The 20,373-nt window shown below is 32.6% G+C and carries 12 protein-coding genes; 1 reads left to right on the forward strand and 11 read right to left on the reverse strand.

What is annotated here, in order from left to right; all coding sequences use genetic code 11:
* Positions 1-38: 38 nt before the first annotated feature.
* From nusA to Q4548_RS04005, 10 genes are all read right to left on the reverse strand, one after another.
* Positions 39-1,289 carry a transcription termination factor NusA gene (nusA, locus tag Q4548_RS03960; RefSeq protein ID WP_303451789.1) on the reverse strand — a complete coding sequence of 417 codons (1,251 nt, stop codon included), beginning with the start codon at positions 1,287-1,289 and terminating at the stop codon, positions 39-41.
* Positions 1,290-1,302: 13 nt separating this feature from the next.
* Positions 1,303-1,764: a ribosome assembly cofactor RimP gene (gene rimP, locus Q4548_RS03965; protein ID WP_303451791.1), complete on the reverse strand. Its 462-nt coding sequence runs from the start codon at positions 1,762-1,764 to the stop codon at positions 1,303-1,305.
* A 180-nt stretch (positions 1,765-1,944) separates the two neighbouring features.
* Positions 1,945-3,504 (reverse strand): arylsulfatase, encoded by a 1,560-nt coding sequence (locus tag Q4548_RS03970; protein ID WP_303451792.1) that lies wholly within the window; start codon positions 3,502-3,504, stop codon positions 1,945-1,947.
* A 141-nt stretch (positions 3,505-3,645) separates the two neighbouring features.
* The gene (locus tag Q4548_RS03975) at positions 3,646-5,541 is read right to left on the reverse strand and encodes a right-handed parallel beta-helix repeat-containing protein (protein WP_303451794.1); all 1,896 of its coding nucleotides are present in this window, start codon (positions 5,539-5,541) and stop codon (positions 3,646-3,648) included.
* 146 nt (positions 5,542-5,687) lie between these two features.
* Positions 5,688-8,036, reverse strand: a complete 2,349-nt coding sequence (locus Q4548_RS03980) for a glycoside hydrolase family 2 TIM barrel-domain containing protein (RefSeq protein WP_303451797.1) — start codon at positions 8,034-8,036, stop codon at positions 5,688-5,690.
* Positions 8,036-9,517 (reverse strand): sulfatase, encoded by a 1,482-nt coding sequence (locus Q4548_RS03985; protein WP_303451799.1) that lies wholly within the window; start codon positions 9,515-9,517, stop codon positions 8,036-8,038. The genes Q4548_RS03980 and Q4548_RS03985 overlap by 1 nt, the downstream gene beginning before the upstream one ends.
* 3 nt (positions 9,518-9,520) lie before the next feature.
* Positions 9,521-10,939 carry an arylsulfatase gene (locus Q4548_RS03990; RefSeq protein ID WP_303451801.1) on the reverse strand — a complete coding sequence of 473 codons (1,419 nt, stop codon included), beginning with the start codon at positions 10,937-10,939 and terminating at the stop codon, positions 9,521-9,523.
* A 1-nt stretch (position 10,940) separates the two neighbouring features.
* Positions 10,941-12,299 (reverse strand): sulfatase, encoded by a 1,359-nt coding sequence (locus tag Q4548_RS03995; protein WP_303451803.1) that lies wholly within the window; start codon positions 12,297-12,299, stop codon positions 10,941-10,943.
* A gap of 372 nt (positions 12,300-12,671) precedes the next feature.
* Positions 12,672-14,486 carry a right-handed parallel beta-helix repeat-containing protein gene (locus tag Q4548_RS04000; protein WP_303451805.1) on the reverse strand — a complete coding sequence of 605 codons (1,815 nt, stop codon included), beginning with the start codon at positions 14,484-14,486 and terminating at the stop codon, positions 12,672-12,674.
* 125 nt (positions 14,487-14,611) lie between these two features.
* Positions 14,612-16,171, reverse strand: coding sequence for a sulfatase-like hydrolase/transferase (locus Q4548_RS04005; RefSeq protein ID WP_303451807.1), 1,560 nt, complete (start codon positions 16,169-16,171; stop codon positions 14,612-14,614).
* Between the two features lie 194 nt (positions 16,172-16,365).
* On the opposite strand from Q4548_RS04005, the gene Q4548_RS04010 reads away from it, so the two are divergent.
* Positions 16,366-17,286, forward strand: coding sequence for a DUF1080 domain-containing protein (locus Q4548_RS04010; protein WP_303451809.1), 921 nt, complete (start codon positions 16,366-16,368; stop codon positions 17,284-17,286).
* Between the two features lie 36 nt (positions 17,287-17,322).
* Here the strand turns inward: Q4548_RS04010 and Q4548_RS04015 are convergent, their stop codons facing one another.
* Positions 17,323-20,373, reverse strand: a complete 3,051-nt coding sequence (locus Q4548_RS04015; RefSeq protein WP_303451811.1) for a glycoside hydrolase family 2 TIM barrel-domain containing protein — start codon at positions 20,371-20,373, stop codon at positions 17,323-17,325.

The following is a 20,373-nucleotide window of genomic DNA, read 5'->3' on the forward strand; positions in this document are numbered from 1 at the left end:
TGTTTAAGAAGATGTTTTGCCAATAGGTTTGAATATTCCTATTTATTAAATTCTTCTTTTAAAATACGTTGAACCTCAATAATTGTTTCTTCTTCTAAATCGGTTCTGCTCACTAATTCAGCAACATCTTTTTCGATAACGCTTTTTGCAGTATCAAGACCAATGCTTTTGAATTCGTCAATTATCCATGCTTCTATTTCATCAGAAAACTCTGTCAACTCTACGTCTTCATCATCTTCTGCACCTTCTCTTAACACGTCAATTTCGTAACCTGTTAATTGTGTTGCCAAACGAATGTTTACACCATTTCTACCAATTGCTTTAGATACTTCTTCTGGTTTTAAATAAACCTCTGCTTTTGGCTTTTTATCACCTACAGCGTCAAAGATATCTATTTTCACAACTTTAGCAGGACTCAAAGCCCTAGAAATATACAATTGCGTATTCTTTGTGTAATTAACAACGTCTATATTTTCATTTCCTAATTCGCGAACAATACCGTGAATTCTAGATCCTTTAACACCTACACAAGCACCAACAGGATCAATTCTATCATCGTAAGAGTCCACTGCAATTTTCGCTTTTTCTCCAGGTATACGTGCAACTCCTTCAATAGTAATCAAACCATCATATACTTCTGGAATTTCTTGCTCAAATAATTTTGTTAAAAATTCTGGAGCTGTTCTTGATAAAATAATAGCAGGTTTGTTCCCTCTCAATTCTACCGTCTTGATAATTCCTCTTACAGAATCTCCTTTTCGGAAAAAATCAGAACGAATTTGTTCACTTTTTGGTAATACAATTTCGTTTCCTTCTTCATCTAACAAAATGATTGCATTGTGTTTGATGTGATGTACTTCTGCTGTGTATAAATCTCCTTCTAACTCTTTAAATTTCTTATATAGATTTGTGCTATCGTGCTCGTAAATTTTAGAAATTAAGTTTTGACGCAATGCTAAAATAGCTCTTCTCCCTAATTGGTGTAATTTTATTTCTTCAGAAACCTCTTCTCCTACTTCAAAATCTGGTTCAATTGACCTAGCCTCAGCCAACTCAATCTCTTCATTATCATCCTCAGACATCCCGTCTTCTACAACCACACGGTTACGCCAAATTTCTAAATCTCCTTTGTCAGGATTTACAATAATATCAAAATTCTCATCAGAACCATATTTTCTCTTTAAGGCTGCTCTAAAAACATCCTCTAAGATAGACATTAACATTACACGATCAATATTCTTATCGTCTTTAAATTCTGAAAATGAATTGATTAAATCTATATTCTCCATTTAATTATCTTAACTAAAATAATATTTTAACTTTTGTTTCCTTTATCTCTTCATAGGTTAGAGTTGCTGTCTTTTCTACAGTTATCTTACCTTTTCCTACTGGCTTTGGCTCTCTTGTTTCCCAAACTAACACGATGTTATCATCGTTTACCTCAGTCAATGCCCCTTCGTAACTTTTTTCTTCTGTTTTAACTTTTAAGACTCTACCAATATTTTTGACATATTGTCTTCTCATTACTATCGGTTTTGCAATATCAGGTGTCGCAACTTCCAAACTGTAATCTTCCTCTTCTCTATCTAAGTTGTTTTCTACAAATCTACTAATGCGAATGCACTCGCTCAAAGGAACCCCTTTATCACCGTCAATTGTAACTAAAATCTTGTTGTCTGTATCAATATGCAACTCCACTAAAAACAAAGACGGATTTTCTTCTAAAGCTAAGTCTATGTAATTTTCGACTTTATTTTTATCCATATATACCTATAAAAAGTGGGGCATAATAGCCCCACTCACTCATTTCAAATATTCCAATGCAAATATAGTAGTTTTTTCTTGATATACAAGCATATATTTATGTCTTTAATAAAGGACAAAAACATTCAATAAGTTGCTTAGCCCCACTGAATGCTTTTGTCCTTTTAAAAAAAAATAGTGCTATTTTAATTCTAATTTTTGAACTTTAGAATAGTTTTTTCCTCTAATAGCCTCAAAACTAGCCAGCATTTCTTTCAAAACTTTTGGTTGTTCTTTCGCTAAATTATGTGTCTGTCCAATATCTTGTTTTAAGTTATATAATTGGAATTCATCATCGTTTCCTAACTCTATATTTACTTGATCTGCTACTTTAGGACCTTTATAAGGCGGAATCATAATCCAATCTCCTTTTCTCAAAGCTGTTTTTGTATTTGCTTCAATCACTAAAGATTCTCTTCCTTTATCACTTTTTCCTAAAAACACGTCTAACAAATCTTTACTATCTGTTGTATTCTCTTCTGTACCTACTAAAGTTGCTAAAGAAGCTAACAAGTCCATCTGGCAAACTAAAGCATCTGATACTTTTGGTTCTATATGCCCTTTCCAGTAAGTAATAAAAGGAACTCTTGTACCTGCTTCATACAAACTATACTTTCCTCCTCTTAGTTCTCCTTTAGGATCGTGTTTGTCTAAAGTTTTATCTGCACCATCATTGTAACCATCATTTAAAACAGGTCCGTTATCACTAGAAAATACAATTAATGTGTTTTCTAAAATCCCTTCCTCTTCTAATGTCTTGATAAACTCACCAATTACCCAATCTGCTTCTAAAATAACATCACCTCTTGCTCCTAATCCTGACTTTCCTACAAAACGAGAGTGTGGAGTTCTTGGCACGTGTGGTTGCTGCATAGCATAGTATAAAAAGAAAGGATTTTTTTTGTGCTCTTTCACATATGTTTTTGCTTTAGCTAAGAAATGGTCTGCCATGTCTTCATCTTTCCATTTAGCAGCTTCTCCACCTTTCATATATCCAATACGTGGAATTCCGTTTACAATACTACTATTGTGTCCGTGGTGCCACATCATTTTCAATAATTCTGGATTGTCTACTCCTGTAGGTTGTCCTTCAAAGTTTTCTTTGTAATTAATTTCAATAGGATCGTTTGGATCTAAACCAACTACATCTCCATTTTCTATATATACAGTAGGAACTCTATCTTGAGTTGCGGCCATAATATAAGATGATTCAAAACCAACCTCATTAGGTCCTGGAGAAATATGTTTGTTCCAATCTGTATGACCATCACCCAAACCTAAATGCCATTTACCTACAATTCCTGTTTGATATCCTTGAGCTTTGAACATTTTTGGCAATGTTTGTTGCGTAGTAGATATTAATAAAGGTGCTGTACCTGGTAAAATTCTAGCATCTTTATTTTTCCACGGATAAACTCCTGTTAACAAAGCATACCTACTTGGTGTACAAGTTGCTGATGATGCATAACCGTTGGTAAATTGTATACCTCCAGCAGCTAATTTATCTATATTGGGAGTTTCTAAACCTTGACCTCCGTAAGCACTAACATCACCATATCCTAAATCATCTAAATAGATAACTACAACATTGGGTTTCTTTTTATTTTCTGATTGTTTTTCTTCTTTTTTAGACTTGCACGAAATAGTGCTTCCTATAGCCAAAACGGCTAAACTAGACAGAAAGATCTTTTTAAAATTCATTTATATAATTTTTAAGTATTTTGAATTACGAATTTAACAATTTATCACATATTTTAGTGATAAACATATTAGACTTTACATGGACATACTAGTAAAAAAAGCAATAAAATCAAGTTTGTATTGCTTTCTTACCACAGAGTACTATTTAAATTTTAATTTAGAGATAGATTCATCTTTTTTAAGGATAATTTCAGCTTTTCCCTTGTATTTATTTTTCTTGAAAATGATATTCTTTGATGTTTTTACAGTGACCACAGAATTTTCTGAATATAACATGGGAAACGTTTCTGAGTTGGTAATGGTATTATTAGAAAACACCAAGCCATCGGTATTTGCAATTTCTAGAATCAAATTATCAAATTGATTGAATGTATTGTTGGTAATTTTTATATTTCGAAATGCAATATTTTCGTTATCGTCATCTGTTACAAAACGAATCACTCCTCTATCAAAGCCACTGTGCTGGCAATCTTGAAAAACATTATTTTCAATAGTAATATTTGCTCCATTTCCAGATTCATACCAATGACCGCTTTCTACAGGAATTAAAATTGCTTCCATTTCTGTACTAAAAAAGTTATTTCTCACAATGGTTTTTACTGGATTAGAAATTAACAAACCTCTTGCTCGGTTGTTACTAATAACACAGTTCTCTACCAACAAATCTGGATATCCATCTAAGTTTTCTATCAAATCTCCTGGCTGAACTTCTTTTGGCAACTCCTCATTAAATGTAATGATCTGATAACGCCCGTTAATGTATTGAATATTTTTGATTGATAATTTATGATATGGAAAAAACGAATTGCTCAACCGTACCAAACCAATTGATTCATTTTCTTTACCAATTACAAAACCCTGTTGTTGCGAATGTCCCATTCTTACTCCAATACGATTTTCATCTAACACATCTACTATTTTTTGATACGTTCCGTGTACATTCATAGCATCGTCTAATTGATTTTGAAAGGTTGAGTTTCTCAATACAACTTTTCCGCTACATCCAACAAAATGAGTTGCATCAGCTGTTGTAGAAACCATTCTTCCTTTTGAAGGTGTGATATTAAAATTATCTAAAATTAAATCTGAAGAATTTTCTGCAATAATTCCCATTCCACCTGCATGATGAATATTTATATTTGTTCCGTTAAAACCTGCCGTATTGGTTACTCTAAAAGCTGGAGCCAATCTATTTACGCTTTGGCTCCCTTTACTTGCCAGCACCATCCCTACAGGAGGTAACTTTTTTTTATGATTGAAAACTCTAACCAAACCTGGCTCTAATTCTTTTATAACAATACTTAACTCTCTCCCCAAAGGTCCAAAAAACTTAGAACGATGGTCATATTCATACTTGTAGTCAATATTTGATACGTTTCTAGAAACTTTTGCTTTTTTAGAAATAGTTAAGTTTGTATAGCTTTCTGTATCAAACATAATTGCTTTCCTATTTGGATCGTACATTATGGTTTGTCCCAAATCGTGCTCATAATACTCTTTTACAAAATACAATTGGTTGTTTCTAATTTCATAAGGATATTCCTCTGAAATACGCATATCAAACGTTTTGTTTTTTTCATCCACAGCAACAATCACAGATTCGCTATGAAAAGACATCTCCCAATCTATCGTTACATTTTTAACTGATACATTTTTAGAATCATCTATCATAAAAGGAATCATTTTACCATGAAATATAAAAGTAGAACCTTGACCATCTATGCTGATGTTTTTAAAATCAAAAATGGGAAAAGCTGTTCTCACCATTACATCATCATGATTGGATATGTAACAAAACTTTTCCAAACCTTTTTCAGAATAAAAATGATACGTTCCTTTTTCAAATTTGATTTGATTTTCTTTGGTTTTATCTAATTTCAAAATTCTATCCAAAACAACAGGTGTAGCATCATTAGCTATATTTGTTTTAAATAAAATAGGCTCCACAGAAATAGAGCTTGCAAAAGAATTTGCAGTAAACAGAACCATGATGATATTTCTGATGATTCTTAAATTTATTTTTTTTATGTTCTTCATTCTTTCTTTTGATAATTTACAAGTACACAAAGATTGTTTTTTCATAAAAAAACATTGTTCTCTTTTGTCAATGAATTGTATTTCTACGTAAAAAAGGACTTATTTGTAACAAACAAGCCCTTTTTAAAATCATGGTAATGATGAAATTATAATGCTAACTCATAGTCTTGAGACAAGTTTTTTGATTTTGCTACAATTTTAATTTTCTCTTGTTCTGTTCCTATTTTCAGTAAAGCTGTGGCAATTCCTGCTTCTGCTTTTATTTCTCCTACATTTACAATTGTTGCAGCTCCATCAATTGTAAAAGTCACCTTTTCTGAATAACCAGGTACAATGGTTCCGTTTGCATCAATAGCAGCTACATATAAAAACAAAACATCATTTACTCCTGTTTCTGCTTTTTTACCCGCTGTATCTAACCAAAGTTTTAAACCAACTGCACTTTCTGGTGTGGTTATCTCCTCTATTTTTGTTTCTTTTCCATCTACATATCCAATTGCTTTTAAAGTTCCTTTTTCAAATTTTTTAAGATCAAAGGTAAAAGGCGGATGTAATAATTCTGTTGAATTCTTATCGGTATCTGGTTTTTGTTTTCCTATCAATTCTCCATTTAAATACAGAGCAACCTCCTCACAATTGCTATATACTTTTAAGTTTAATGGTGATTTTTCATTCCAATAAGACGCAATTTTTACCACTGCCCCATCTTGTAAATTTCTTTGACTTTGATAAAAATAATATGCAAATTTTGGCAAACGGAAAATATCCATCAATCCAGACTCTTCAATCTGATCATGATATCCTCTATTGTAATCATACATTACCCAATAACTATCAGAATAAGCTCTAGTGGTTAAGTTATCATTATGTGCTTCTTGTACATTATACGCTTGTCGTAACATTCTTTCTTCTCCATAACTACGTGCTTGACGACTGCTAAATTCATCACGCAAATCATTTGGCAATTGATCTTGATTCAATCCTGCGTTTTTAGAATAATACTCCCAATCTCCATATTCTGAAACCGAATAAGGCTGATTTTCTTTCAATTTATTCGGATGCATAATTCTGTGTTGACGAGCTTGCAAATAAATATCGTAAACATCATCCATCCAACCACAAGAAAAAACATGTTCCCCTGGATATTCTGCGTGTACAATTTTGTTCAATTCTTCCATAAAAAAGATTGGCATTTGTGTTTCATTCAAAGAAACTTCCCAGGCCAAAACAGAAGGTCTGTTTCTATCTCTACGAATCAATTGTTTGGAAGAATGGTAACAATAATTTCTAAAATCATCATTATCTGCATAGTATTGCCATCCTAAAATAGCATCTATCACTACAATTCCCAACTCATCACAAGCATCCATAAAAGCAGGTGATTGTGGGTAATGAGACAAACGAATGTAGTTAAAGCCACCGTCTTTAATTTTCTTTGCATCTCTATACTGTGCATTGTCAGACATTGCGTAGCCAACAAAAGGATATTCTTGATGACGATTCACTCCTCTTAAAAAAGTCTTTACGCCATTAATATACAATTGATTTTCTTTAAAAGTAAACTCACGAATTCCAATTTTCTGTACTTCTTTATCCACCTCTATTCCATTGCGATACACCTTAGTTTCTAACGTGTACAAATTAGGGTTTGACGGAGACCATAATTCTGCATTGATTATGTTCAAATCCATGGTCACATCCTTATCTTGTATTGATGACAATGATAAATCTGATTTTTGTTGAATGATTAATTTATCCTCAAAGTATATAGAATTTTCAATTTCTATTTCAATATTTCCCTCTCCATGGTTCACAACATTTGTTTTTACATTTACAACAGATTGCTTTGCACTAACCTTTGGATAAGTAACAAAAACTCCACCTCCAGCAACTTTATCAGCAATAGCTGCATGAGAAATATGAACCTCATCTTTTAAAATCATCCATGCATTTCTGTACAAACCTCCATAGGTATTAAAATCTAATATTTTTAAAGGTTTTGGTCCTATTATAGGATTGTCTTGATTATCCAACCTCACGGCTATTACGTTGGATTTTCCCTTTTGTACAAAATCCGTTACATCCAACACAATTGGTAAATATCCTCCCATGTGTTTTGTAATCTTCTTCCCGTTGATCCAAATTTCAGCCGTATTCATTGCTGCTTCAAACTCAACCAAAACTCTTTTTTGAACCTCCAAAGCAGGAACTTCCAATTGTTTTCTGTACCAACAGATTCCCTGCCATTGATTGTTAACCACCAAGGGTTCTATGTTTGCAGTATGTGGCAAACTTATGGCTTCCCAATTGGCATCGTTATAGTTTGTTTTTTCAAAATCTGTTTCCGATTCATTTCCTTCTAACAAATTGAATTTCCATCCAGAATTGATGCTAACCTTTCCGTACTTAACTTGACTTTCTTTTTTGCATGATTGAAAAATCAAAAGCACAGCTAGCAAAAATCCAAAAAGGTATGTTTTCTCTAATCTATTCATTACTTTTTAATATTATGTGCTTTTTTATACAACGCTGTAATTTTTTTGTAACCTATCTCTTCACCATTTATCATTTTCTGATACTCTTTAGGCATTGCTTCTTTTAGCCACGCTACTACTTCTGGTCCTTGTGTAATAATTGGTTCATATACATTACTTACAGGCTTCATCTCTTTGTCAAAACACTTGGTTTCTTTTCGTAATTTTTTGAGTATTTTAGTGTATTTTGGATTGTTAGCCAAGTTGTGTAGTTGGTAAGGATCCGATTTCAAATCATACAATTCTTCTGCAGGTTTTAAGGGTTCAAAAAATGGTTTTTGATACTCATTTAATTTTCCTTCCTTATACAATTCTCTCATTATATGTACTGCTGGTCTGTAAAACTCTAAGTAGGCTTGATGTGCATCGTAAGGAACTTCTGGTTTGTCATTTCGGATATATGACCAATCGCCAGAAGTAACAGCTCTTGATTTTTCTTCTATCTCATCCCATAAATCACGAGCTCCGTATACGTATTCTCTATCAAATTTCTTGCTGAATATTGGCTGACCTGTCATGTATTTTGGAACTTTTATCCCTGCATAATCAACAATAGTAGCTGTAATATCTGTAGCTGAAACTACTTGATCGGTTACTTGTCCTGCTTTTATTTCTTTTGGATAATGAATTAATAAAGGAATTCTAAGTCCTGGATCTTGTAAATATCCTTTTCCTCTAATATTACAACGACCATTATCTCCAATAAAAATAACAATTGTATTATCTGCCATTCCTTTTTCTTCCAATTCCTTAAAAATCATTCCCACCTCATAATCCATATACTCTATCTGATCTAAATATTTAGCCCAGTCTAACCTAATAGCCGGATGATCTGCCATGTATGGAGGCAAGATGACTGTTTTGGAATTTGTTGGATGCTTTGACTCTTCTCTAACCTTATTCCACCAATCACCTCTGTGAGTAACCACACATTGAATTTGAGCAAAAAAAGGTTGATCTTCTTTTTCAAACGTATCGTATTTATCAAACAATCCAAATTTTGTTTTACCATCCCATTCTCCAAGAGGCTCGTGTTTAAAATTCACATCAATTTTTCTACCTTTTTTCATCACTGCATGATTTCCTAAAATAGTAGTATATCCAGCATCTCTTAATAATTTGGTAAAAGGTGTAAACTGAGTATCTAAAGGAACATTTCTATTACTCCTATGGTTGTGCGTATTCGTTTTAACCTGATGCGTTCCAATCATCATAGATGATCTACTGGGAGAACAAATAGGATTGGTTACAAACGCATTGTTAAACCGAATTCCCTCTGATGCCATTTTATTTAGATTGGGAGTTTTTACATCTGGCATTCCGTAGCATTCCAAATCTGTACTCATGTCCTCTGCCATAATCCAAATAATATTGGGTTTTTGTTGAGAATAAATCGTGTTGATTGTCAACATTAATACGATGGCTATTATTGTATTTTTCATTTTTTACTTTTTAAAAACTCCTCCCGAAAACGGAAAATGTTCATCTTTAACACTTTCTCTTTTTAAAATCTCTTCTGCTTTTGCTACAATTTCTGGATGATCTTTTGAAACATCATTGGTTTCATACAAATCCGTTTCTAAGTTGTATAATTCTGTATGATAGTTATCTCCATAACGAACCGCTTTCCAATTTCCAATACGAGTAGCTTGTCTAAATCCTTTTACTATAGGACCTTCTTGAATTTCCCAGTATAAAAATTCATGTTTTTCTTTTTGTTCTTTACCTAATAAATGAGGTAAAAAAGAAATTCCATCAATAGCTTCTGGGGCTTTTGATTTAGCTACTTCTGCCAAAGTTGGCATTACATCATAAAAGGTAGCTGGAAAATCTGTAGTGGTTCCTTCTGCAATTTTGTTTTGCCAATATGCAATTAAAGGCACTCTAACTCCTCCTTCGTACACATCTCTTTTGTAACCTTTTAAAGAACCCGAACTATTAAAAAATTTATAATCATGATGATTTTCTGCTGTTGGTCCATTGTCACTTGTAATAAGAATCAATGTGTTTTCTAAATCTCCGCTAGCTTCTAACTTATCAAACAAACGTTTTATTTGAGCATCTAACATGGTAATTCTAGCCGCATGTCTTCTTTCTATTTCTGGCCATTCTTCTATTTTATCTGCATACAAATCTGTTTTACTCAAAAAGAATTCATGTGCATGTGGAATACGATAAGACATGTATAAAAAGAACGGCTTTTCATCTGATTTTTTGTCTAAATAATCCAATGCAAAATTGGTTCTAAACTCATCCAAGCATTTGTACTTATTGTAATTGTAAAAAATAGAATCTTGGTTGTTATTCACCCAATGAACACGTTCATCAATTTCTTTTCCATTTTTATCTTCTCCCCATTGTTCTTGAACAGCGTAGTCAAAACCACGACCTTTTGCCCAAGTAGAAACGTCTTCTGGAATTCCTAAATGCCATTTTCCAATCATAGCTGTTTGATAACCTCCACTTTGTAAAACCTCAGCTACAGTAGTCTCTGATTTTTTTAAAGCTACTCGATCCCATTTTTTTTCGGATAATTTTCCTTTGTTTCCTCTAATGCTTAAATGACCTGTGTGTTTACCCGTCATTAAAACAGCTCTTGATGGAGAACAAACAGATGTTCCTGCATAAAAATCAGTAAACTTTAATCCTTTACTTGCTATTTCATCTAAAAATGGTGTTTTGATTACTTTTTGTCCATAAGCTCCCAGTTCTCCGTATCCTAGATCATCCGCCAAAAGAATGATGATATTTGGTTTTTCTAATACTTTTTTATTTTTTTTAGCAGTTTCTTTTTTTAGATTTTGTCCACAAGAAACCAGTACTGCCATTGCTAACAGTACATTAAGCAACTTAAAATTCTTCATTTTATTTTTCGTTTAACTGATAAGGTCCAAAAGCAGGTACAGCTTTCTTTTCCCACTTAGCCAAATCTTTTTTTAATTTCTTTTCTATTTTTAACCCAGTACCGATCAAATCATGTGATTCACTTTGATCTGTTTTTACATTGTATAATTGATATTTTCCTGAATGGTATTTGATAATTTTCCAATCTCCACGAATAATAGATGTATACTGATCTTCGTAACTTCTAAATCCAAATAAGTTTCTTTCTTTAATATTTTCTCCTTTTAACAAAGGCATTAAACTAACTCCCTGAATATCTTTATTTTTGTATTTTTTTCCTGATGCAATTTCTATAAGAGTAGGGAATACATCAATAGATTGCACAGGTACAAAAGATTCAGTATTTGCTTTTGTAATTCCAGGATATTTAATCATAAACGGAACACGTGCTCCACCTTCTGCCAAGGTATCTCCACCTTTTTTACCTCCTCTTAAAGGATCATTTGCATAAGCTCCTCCTTGGTCTGATAATACAATAATTACAGTATTATCTGCAACTCCTTTTTCTTCTAAAGCCTTTCTTACTCTACCTACAGATTCGTCCATAGCTTCTACCATGGCATGGTGATCCGCGTATTTTCCTTCTATTCCTCTTTCTTTGTATTTTTTTAACAAATCTTTTCTACCTACAGAAGGACCGTGTACTGAGTAGTACCAAAATGTTAACATAAACGGATTTTCTTTATTATAATTCTGAATAAATTCTACTGCATTGTCCGTTAACACATCGGTTAAATAGTCTCCTTTTTTATTGGTATTAAAATATCCTTTAGGATCTTCGTCTTTTTTGAAAAATGGATAATAATAACTTTTAGGATGTCCTGCATTTGTTGTTCCAAATTCCGAATCAAAACCTTGATCTATTGGGTAACGATTTTCATGTCCTAAATGCCATTTCCCTATAAAATGATTGTAATAACCGTATTCTTTAATTTTTTCTGCATACGTAGTTTCTTCTAAGGGCAAATAATTTAAAGAAGGCATTTGTACAGGGTCTGTTTTCCACATGGCATACTTAGCATCTGGATTTTTTGGATCCAAGGCAATGTGTCTTACCATTTGCAAACGAACTGCTTCTTTTCCTGTTAATAAAGACAATCTACTAGGACTACATGTAGGGGTAGGTATGTATGCCCTCTGAAAATCTAAACTTTCTTTTTTTAGTTGATCTAAATTTGGGGTTTCAAACGAGTTATTTCTATAACCTATATCTGCCCAACCGTAATCGTCAACAAATAATAAAACAATATTGGGTTTCTCTTGAGAGTAAGTGCTTATAGCCATCAAAGACATGATAGCAACTAGTAAGATTCTTTTCATTGATACTTGATATTTTGTATAATTCACATACAAATTTAACCAAAACACACAGCAGGAATGTCTCTTTCAGTTTAGCATTTATCCCCTTGAGTACATTTTTTTAACTCGCAAATAAATAACAATCCTATTCATACTTTTTACTATTCTATATTGACTAGTTGTTGATTTTCTTAGGTTCTGAATGATCTATTTTCACGTAAAAAACACATACATTTCATTACTTAATGACAAAAGCACTCCAAACACTTATTTCAGAAACACCTTTTTAGAATAGTAAAAAATGAACAAAGGTAAATTAGTACAAACTAAAAAAAGCCGAAGAAAAATACATTTCCTCAGCTTTTAAACATACTATAAACATTTAAATTTGATCTATTTGATTCCTATATTTTTTTTAACAATTACATCAGTACTATTTTCTTTTTGATCTATTTTGATAGGCCAATTAAAGTTCTTAAACTTATTTTTCTCTATAACCACATCCTCACAATAATCCAACACAATGGATGGCAACTCAGTCCCCACAGGATATTTGTTACTCAATTCAATTGTATTTCCTTCCAAATAGAGTCCTTTAACTGACTTTGCATAAGTCAGCAATCCGTTATAACTTTTTAAGGTATTATTTGTAAAACGGATGTTACTATGGTATTTAAAAGCTCCTAATTTTTGAGTTGAAGTCAACAAAGGTGAAATGTACAACGGGTAACCTGCCCCATCTCCGTATCCTATGTTTTCAAAAGTATTGTTTCTAATTGTTATATCTTTTACTGCACCTGACTCATACCACTTATTGTTATCACCTTCTATTAAAATACCATGCATTTGCGATGAGAAATAGTTATTTTCTATCATTACCTTACCTTTAGTTGTAATCAAAGCTGCCCTTGCCCTATTATTTCTAATGGTATTATTACTCATATATAAATCTGGGTTCCATGTTAAATTTTCAAAAGACAAAAGTCCTGATGGTAGTTCTTTTGGCACTTGGGAAACGGTTAATAAAAATCTTTTTTCGTTTAATTTTTGAGTTTTAATAACAGTGGTTTTATAAATGGGCAATATGGTTTCCCTAGAAATAAGCGCTACTTTATCTCCTGGTTCAGAAAACACAATTCCAGCTTGTTGTACATGGCTTACTTCGCACAAAAAAGTATTGTTTCCCATGTATTTTTCCACTTTTACATATGCTCCATGCACGTTGATTCCGTCATCCATCATGTGTTCCAACACTGAATTTTCCATTTTTATCAATCCTTTACAACCTAAAAAATGAGTTGCATCTGCTCTTGTTGCAAAATACCTATCCTCACGAGAAGTAACATTCAATTTATCAATAGTTATATTTTCACATCTTTCAGCAATCAAAGCCATTCCCCCTGCAGCATACACAGTTACATTCTCTATAAAATTATCTCTGGAATTAGATAAATGTATTGCCTGTGCAAATCTATTTCCGCCTGGACTTGGGCCATAAGTAGCAAACACGGTTCCAACAGGTGGCGTTTTTTTGGTGTATTTGATGAATTTTGCTGTTTTGTCATTTATTTTAACAACTTTACTTTTTCCAAAACTAGCTCTTAACGCATAGTTTCTAGTATTCCAAATAGGAGCCTTGGTAGCAGGATCAAAGGCTATATTTTGACCAATTACATCCTGCCAATCATAATGATTAAAGCGAATTTCATTGTCTTTTACCTCAAAACCATATTTTCCATCATTTATGAGAGCTACAAAAGAATTTTCTTTGCTATTATTTTCAATTACTTTTAACTCATTTACAAAAGAATGTTCCCAATCTATCTTAATATTTTTTAAGACTGTTCCTTTGGATCTTTCGACAATGATTGGACATATTTTTCCATGAAAATTAAAGGTAGAACCATTTCCATCTATTGTAAAATCTTGAAATCCAAAAATTGGAAAAGCAATACGTTTTAAACTATTATCATGATTGGTTACTGCTCTGTATTGTTCAAAAGCATTTTCTGGATAAAATTCGTATTTCCCTTTTGGAAAAAACATCGTTATTCCTTTTTTCCCTTTTAAAGAAACCAATAATTTATTCACCTCAAAGGTTACATCTTTTCCAGGTTTTATTCCATAATCTGCTACATTTACAACCTGTGCTTTTACTTGGGTTATAAACAACAAAAACAGTATACAAACGATTTTGTTCTTTTTCATTCCTCTATTCAATTATAATTATTTGACACAAACCTAACAGATGTTTTTAACTCTAAAGTCTCTGTAAGTACATCTGATATTCCTAAGCGTATATTTGTATGCCTCAAAAGTTGAAAACATTTGTTTTAAGAATTTTTATCAATCAATTTTGTTACTTGTTCTTTAATTTTCTGATTATTGTCTTTGGCTAATTTCATATAGTGATTCAAATCATTCGCCAACTTTAAGACTATTTTAGAATACTTAGCATCGTCTATATAATTGATAATTTCATTTGGATCTGCTTCAATATCTAACAACCATGGTTTTCCTGTTCCCATTACGTGTAATTTGTATCTACTTGTAATGGCTGCATAGTATCCTAATCTAGAAAAAGTAACATCATCCCAGTTGGTTGGCAATTCATTATGAAACAACGGACTAATATCTCTTCCTGCAACTTTAGGGCAATCAATATCCAATAAACTTAAGAATGTAGGCATCCAATCTGTATTGTTTGCTGCCAAGTTCACCACTTTTTTTCTTGGAATTAATGGATTCTTATGGGTTCTACCATGTGCAATTACAAATGGAATTTTTGCAGAAGCTTCATGAATAGTTCCTTTATTTACACGTCCATGCTCTCCTAACAAATCTCCATGATCAGATGAAAACATAATAATGGTATTTTCTAAAATTCCTTCTTCTTTTAATTTCTGGATAATTCTACCCACATTTTCATCTATAATTTTCACCATCCCTAAATATTGTTGAATACTTTTTTTCAACTTTTCTTCATCATTGGTTTTATTATCTGGGCTTTGCCACTTAGGTAGCTTTTTTTTATTAGCAAACGCATATCTATAAGTTTCTGGCAATTCCACTTTCATATTGTTATACAAAGTATCATACGGAGTACGCGCTATGTCTGGCGTGTGTGGATCTGGAATACTGACTACATAGAAGAAGGGTTTGCTTTTGTTTTTTCCAATAAACTCTACAGCTCTATCTCCTAAAAAATCTGTGGTGAATTTTACGTTTTTAGATTTCCCATCTTGATACAAAGGTTGTCCGTATGTATCTTTTCCTATCAATTTAGGTCTTTTAGCAGCGTTGTATGGATTTCCATTTGCATCTATTCCTTTAAATTTATCATGAGCTCCGTTAAACATAAATTTTTTATCGGCAAAACCATAAGTGTCTTGTGGATGATTTGTTGGAAATGGAGACCACCATTCATCATGATCTTTATTACCATCTGCCGATCTACTCTCGGCCAAATGCCATTTACCTGCATAACCTGTGTAATATCCTGCTTCTGATAATACATCTGCAATGGTTGTTACTTCTGGTTTTAAATATTTACCATCTCCTTTTTTGTTTGAATTGTTAGGAATTCCCAAAGTCATAGGATACATTCCTGTAAACATAGAGGCTCTAGATGCTGTACAAACGGCAGCACTACAATACATTCTATTAAAAATAGTTCCAAATTCGGCTAAAGAATCAATGTTTGGAGTTTCTACCACAGCTTCTTTTCCCCATTGCAAAGCTTGCTCAGGTGTTAATTGATCTCTGTAACAACTTAATGTTCTAAAGTTATGCTCATCCGTAATTACCCATATAATATTGGTTTTTTGGGTTTGTTGTGCAAATCCTTTTATTCCTAAAAGTGCAATTGCTAAACACAATTGAATCTTATACATGTTACTTTTTTTAGTTAAAAAAAATTTTTACGTTATTTTATTCTCGAGATATAAAACTACTCACAATTAAAAAAAAGAATGTAATCGTGCGTTTATAAAAAGCACTTATCCGTAAATTTCACAATCTCAAAAAGATAATTCATTCAAACACAATAGAAATCTATATATTTAAATCCCATAATTAAACTAGACAAATGAAAAAAACAAAACTCATCAACTTCTTAACAAAAACAAGATTTAGTTTTACACTTCTAATTAGCCTTACTTCTCTTATAGGATGTAGCTCTGCAGATGAAGAAAATTGGATTTCGTTATTTAACGGTAAAGATTTAACGGGTTGGGATATTAAGATTGTAGGCTTAAAACTAAACGATAATTACAAAAATACTTTTACGGTAGAAGATAATATGCTTAGAGTTAAATATGATGAGTACACTAATTTTGACAATAAATTCGGTCATTTATATTACAAAACTCCTTACTCATATTACAAATTAGCTTTTGATTATAGGTTTGTAGGAGAACAGATAGAAGGAGGCTTTAAGTCTAACATTCGAAACAGTGGAATCATGCTACATTCACAAGCTGCCACAAGTAATAAAAATAACCAAAACTTTCCTGTTTCTGTAGAGTTACAATTATTAGGCGGATTAAATGATAACAAAGAAAGAACTACGGCAAATGTATGTACCCCAGGAACAGCTGTGGTAATGGGAGATACTATTAACTATAAACACTGTATTTCTTCTAGCTCTAAAACGTATTATGGAGACCAATGGGTGCATGCCGAAGCTATTGTACATGGTGGAGAATCTATGGTTTTTATTGTTGAAAACGATACGGTTCTTAAATTTAAAAACCCACAAATAGGAGCTAGCAAACGTAATAAATATTATAGAGGAGAAAATTGGAAAAAATGGGGTATGGATGAAAATGATTGGGTTCATAAAGAAGGTGAAATTATAGATAGTGGATATATTGCTTTACAAGCAGAAAGTCATCCTGTTGATTTTAAAAACATTCAACTTTTAGATTTATGTGGCTGTACAGACCCTAAAGCTAAAAATTACAAATCTTACTATGTTAAAAACAAACCTAGTGATTGCAAATATTAAAAAAAAAGAGCCTTTCTAATTAGAAAGGCTCTTTTTTTAATTGATTAGAATTTCATCTATTAAAATTCCTTTGTCTTCTACTGTTTCTATTCTAACAGTATTCGCACCTCTTTCTAGTTGAATTGGCAACTTTACTTTGTTCCAAAAGTTACCTGTATTTCTGGTGTTTCGTAAAAACAATTTATCATCAACAACTATTTTGTTTACAATTACTTTAATATACGTCCCTGGAGTATCTTTGTATTTACCGCTGTAACGTATAAATAAATCGGCCTCTCCAGCTCCTCCATCATTTTCTTGATACCATTCTAAACTTGCTCCAACTACATTGTCTAGTTTTACATAGCCTTTACCTCTTACCAAAGTCTTTTTTTCTATAACTTTTCCTTTGGTAATTTTGGCATCTTCTGCTTGTTCTCCTGCAATTACTCTTTCTCCAGTATTTTTGTTCCAAGTAAAACCTAATTTCTTAGAAAACGTTTCTTCTAAAAATTGAACTTCTTTTCCATTTAAAACAATCAAAGCTTTTACCGTAGTTTCTAAAGAAACTTCAAAACTGTTGGTATATAAGTTTGATTTTCTAGTAGGTGTTGTTCCATCTGTAGTATAATAAATTTGAATGTCAGTTTTTGGTTTTTCACCTCTTAACACCAACACATCTGTATCTATGCTTACTTTGTTAGAGGTAATCTGTTTTTTTTCTCCCAAAATACAACTCGCCAACAAAGCAATATCTCCATTTGCATTGGTAGACTCTATAAAAGCTCTTGTTAATCCATAAAAAGCAATTCTATTGTCTGGACCTACATGTTGTTCTACATCTACAGGACTTCCGTTTCCTAAAGCTTTAATTTTTCCTGCTCCAATTACATTAAAATAAGTTCTATTTTCTCCGTAAGGATAAAATTCTCCTTTAGCATCTGTAGTGGTTACACGTACTTGTACAATGTCATTTTCTTGCTGATTTAAGGATTCCCCATCTACCGATAATTTTATTTGACTAGGAACATCTGCCGTTCTAATAACTTTTTCTGTTATTAGTTTTCCATTTTTATATCCTACAGCTTTTAAAGTTCCTCGCTGCCATTTTACCATCCATTGGCACTGCATTTTTAACCACTCTTTACCTGGTTTTTGTTTTCCTAAAGATTTACCATTAAAAAACAATTCAACCTCATCGCAATTAGAATACACCCAAACTGGAATTTCTGTATCTAAAGCAACTTTAGGATGTGTCCAGTGTGGTAATATGTGTACCATTGGTTTTGTTGTCCATTGACTTTGATATAGATAAAATAGATCTTTTTCAAAGTTAGACAAATCAATTGCACCTCCCATAAATGCTTTAAAAGGCCAACCTCCATGTACATAGCCTGCTTCTCCAATATAATCGTGACCTGTCCAACGGAAAGAACCGGCATATGCTGGAATATCTCTTATTTGAGCAATATTTAAACGAGATGATACTCGTACCATGGCATTATCATAACTAGAATTAAATATTTGCTTGTGATTGGTTCTGTTTAATTCATCTATCCAATCATGTGTAAACACTTCTTTTTCTGTTAAATCTGGTAATGCGTAAGGTTTTTGTTTTTTACTAGGATATCCATCTCTAAACCAAGTTTTGGTTCTGTAATACCCTCTTACTTGCCAAGTATGTGTGTTTTCTGTACCAATAAAAACTTTTCCGTTTTGCTCTTCTTCTATATGATCAAAAAATCCTTTTTTCTCACTATGCCCATTCACTCCCAAAACATCCATGTATTCTGAACCTGAATGTCCTGAAGTTACCGGACGAGTAGTATCTAATTCGTGACAAGCTTTTACCAAATCTGCCCCAATTTCTCCTTTGGTTTCGTTACCTACACTATAAATAATTATAGAAGGATGGTTTCTATCTCTTTTGATCCAATCAGTTAAATCTTGTTTCCACCATTCATCAAAAAATCTACCTCCATAATCTTCTGGAGCTTTTTCCATCCATCCATCAAAAATTTCATCCATTACCAACATTCCTAATTCATCACAGATATCGTAAAAAATTGGCGTTTGAGGATTGTGTGAAGTTCTAATGGCATTAACCCCCATATCTTTTAATTGCTGAATTCTATAACGAATAATTTTATCGGGAACTGCGGCTCCTAAAGGCCCTGCATCTTGATGATTACAAACTCCTTGTAATTTTACATTTTTTCCGTTGATCCAAATTCCAGACTCTGCTACCCATTTTACATCTCTAACTCCAAACTTTGTTTTTACAACATCTACCACTTTTCCCTTTACCAATACTTCTGATACTAACGTGTACAAATAAGGTGCTCCTGGATTCCATAGCTTAGGATTTTCTATTTCTAATTGATTATCAATAGTATTTTGAACTCCATTTACTGCTTTTAATTTTTCTGAAGTAGTTACAACTTTAACTCCTTGTGCATTTACAACAGAAGTTCTTAAAGTAGCCCTTACTTTTTTAGAGTCTCCGGTATTATTTAAGTCCGTAGTTACTAAAACTTTATTTCCTTGGGTTCTTACAAAGACACCATCTCTAGCAATATTTACTTTGTTTTTTACATCAATCCAAGTATGAGAATAGATTCCACTCCCAGTATACCATCTTGCTGATGGTTGCTTGTCATTATCTACTCTTACAGCAAAAGTAATTTTATCAGATTTTTGAGCAATTTCACTAATATCATACGCAAAAGAAATCCATCCATAAGGTCTGTTTCCTAGTTTAATTCCATTTGCCCAAACGGTACTATTCATAAAAACTCCTTCAAAAGCAATTTCTACTTGTTTTTCTTTCCATTCTTTGGGAACCGTAATGGTTTTTCTATACCAACCAAACCCTGCAGGTAAATATCCGCATTGGTCTCCCATCGGATTTGTTTCATCATATTCTCCCTCTATGCTCCAATCATGAGGTAGATTTAGGGTTCTCCAACTAGTGTCGTTGTAATTTACAACTTCTGCTCCCGTTGCATCTTTTTGTATAAATTTCCAGTTCTCATCAAAATTAATGTGTTCTTGTGCATATATAGATGCAGACAATACCACCATTAAACTTACAATCCAATTCTTCAT

It is taken from the genome of Wenyingzhuangia sp. 2_MG-2023 (genome assembly GCF_030548295.1).
In the GTDB taxonomy this organism is placed as follows: Bacteria; Bacteroidota; Bacteroidia; order Flavobacteriales; family Flavobacteriaceae; genus Wenyingzhuangia.

What these genes read in the sequence shown, in the direction of transcription:
- nusA (WP_303451789.1), bottom strand. Translation starts at nt 1,289, where the DNA reads ATGGAGAATATAGATTTAATCAATTCATTTTCAGAATTTAAAGACGAT.
- rimP (WP_303451791.1), bottom strand. Translation starts at nt 1,764, where the DNA reads ATGGATAAAAATAAAGTCGAAAATTACATAGACTTAGCTTTAGAAGAA.
- Q4548_RS03970 (WP_303451792.1), bottom strand. Translation starts at nt 3,504, where the DNA reads ATGAATTTTAAAAAGATCTTTCTGTCTAGTTTAGCCGTTTTGGCTATA.
- Q4548_RS03975 (WP_303451794.1), bottom strand. Translation starts at nt 5,541, where the DNA reads ATGAAGAACATAAAAAAAATAAATTTAAGAATCATCAGAAATATCATC.
- Q4548_RS03980 (WP_303451797.1), bottom strand. Translation starts at nt 8,036, where the DNA reads ATGAATAGATTAGAGAAAACATACCTTTTTGGATTTTTGCTAGCTGTG.
- Q4548_RS03985 (WP_303451799.1), bottom strand. Translation starts at nt 9,517, where the DNA reads ATGAAAAATACAATAATAGCCATCGTATTAATGTTGACAATCAACACG.
- Q4548_RS03990 (WP_303451801.1), bottom strand. Translation starts at nt 10,939, where the DNA reads ATGAAGAATTTTAAGTTGCTTAATGTACTGTTAGCAATGGCAGTACTG.
- Q4548_RS03995 (WP_303451803.1), bottom strand. Translation starts at nt 12,299, where the DNA reads ATGAAAAGAATCTTACTAGTTGCTATCATGTCTTTGATGGCTATAAGC.
- Q4548_RS04000 (WP_303451805.1), bottom strand. Translation starts at nt 14,486, where the DNA reads ATGAAAAAGAACAAAATCGTTTGTATACTGTTTTTGTTGTTTATAACC.
- Q4548_RS04005 (WP_303451807.1), bottom strand. Translation starts at nt 16,171, where the DNA reads ATGTATAAGATTCAATTGTGTTTAGCAATTGCACTTTTAGGAATAAAA.
- Q4548_RS04010 (WP_303451809.1), top strand. Translation starts at nt 16,366, where the DNA reads ATGAAAAAAACAAAACTCATCAACTTCTTAACAAAAACAAGATTTAGT.
- Q4548_RS04015 (WP_303451811.1), bottom strand. Translation starts at nt 20,373, where the DNA reads ATGAAGAATTGGATTGTAAGTTTAATGGTGGTATTGTCTGCATCTATA.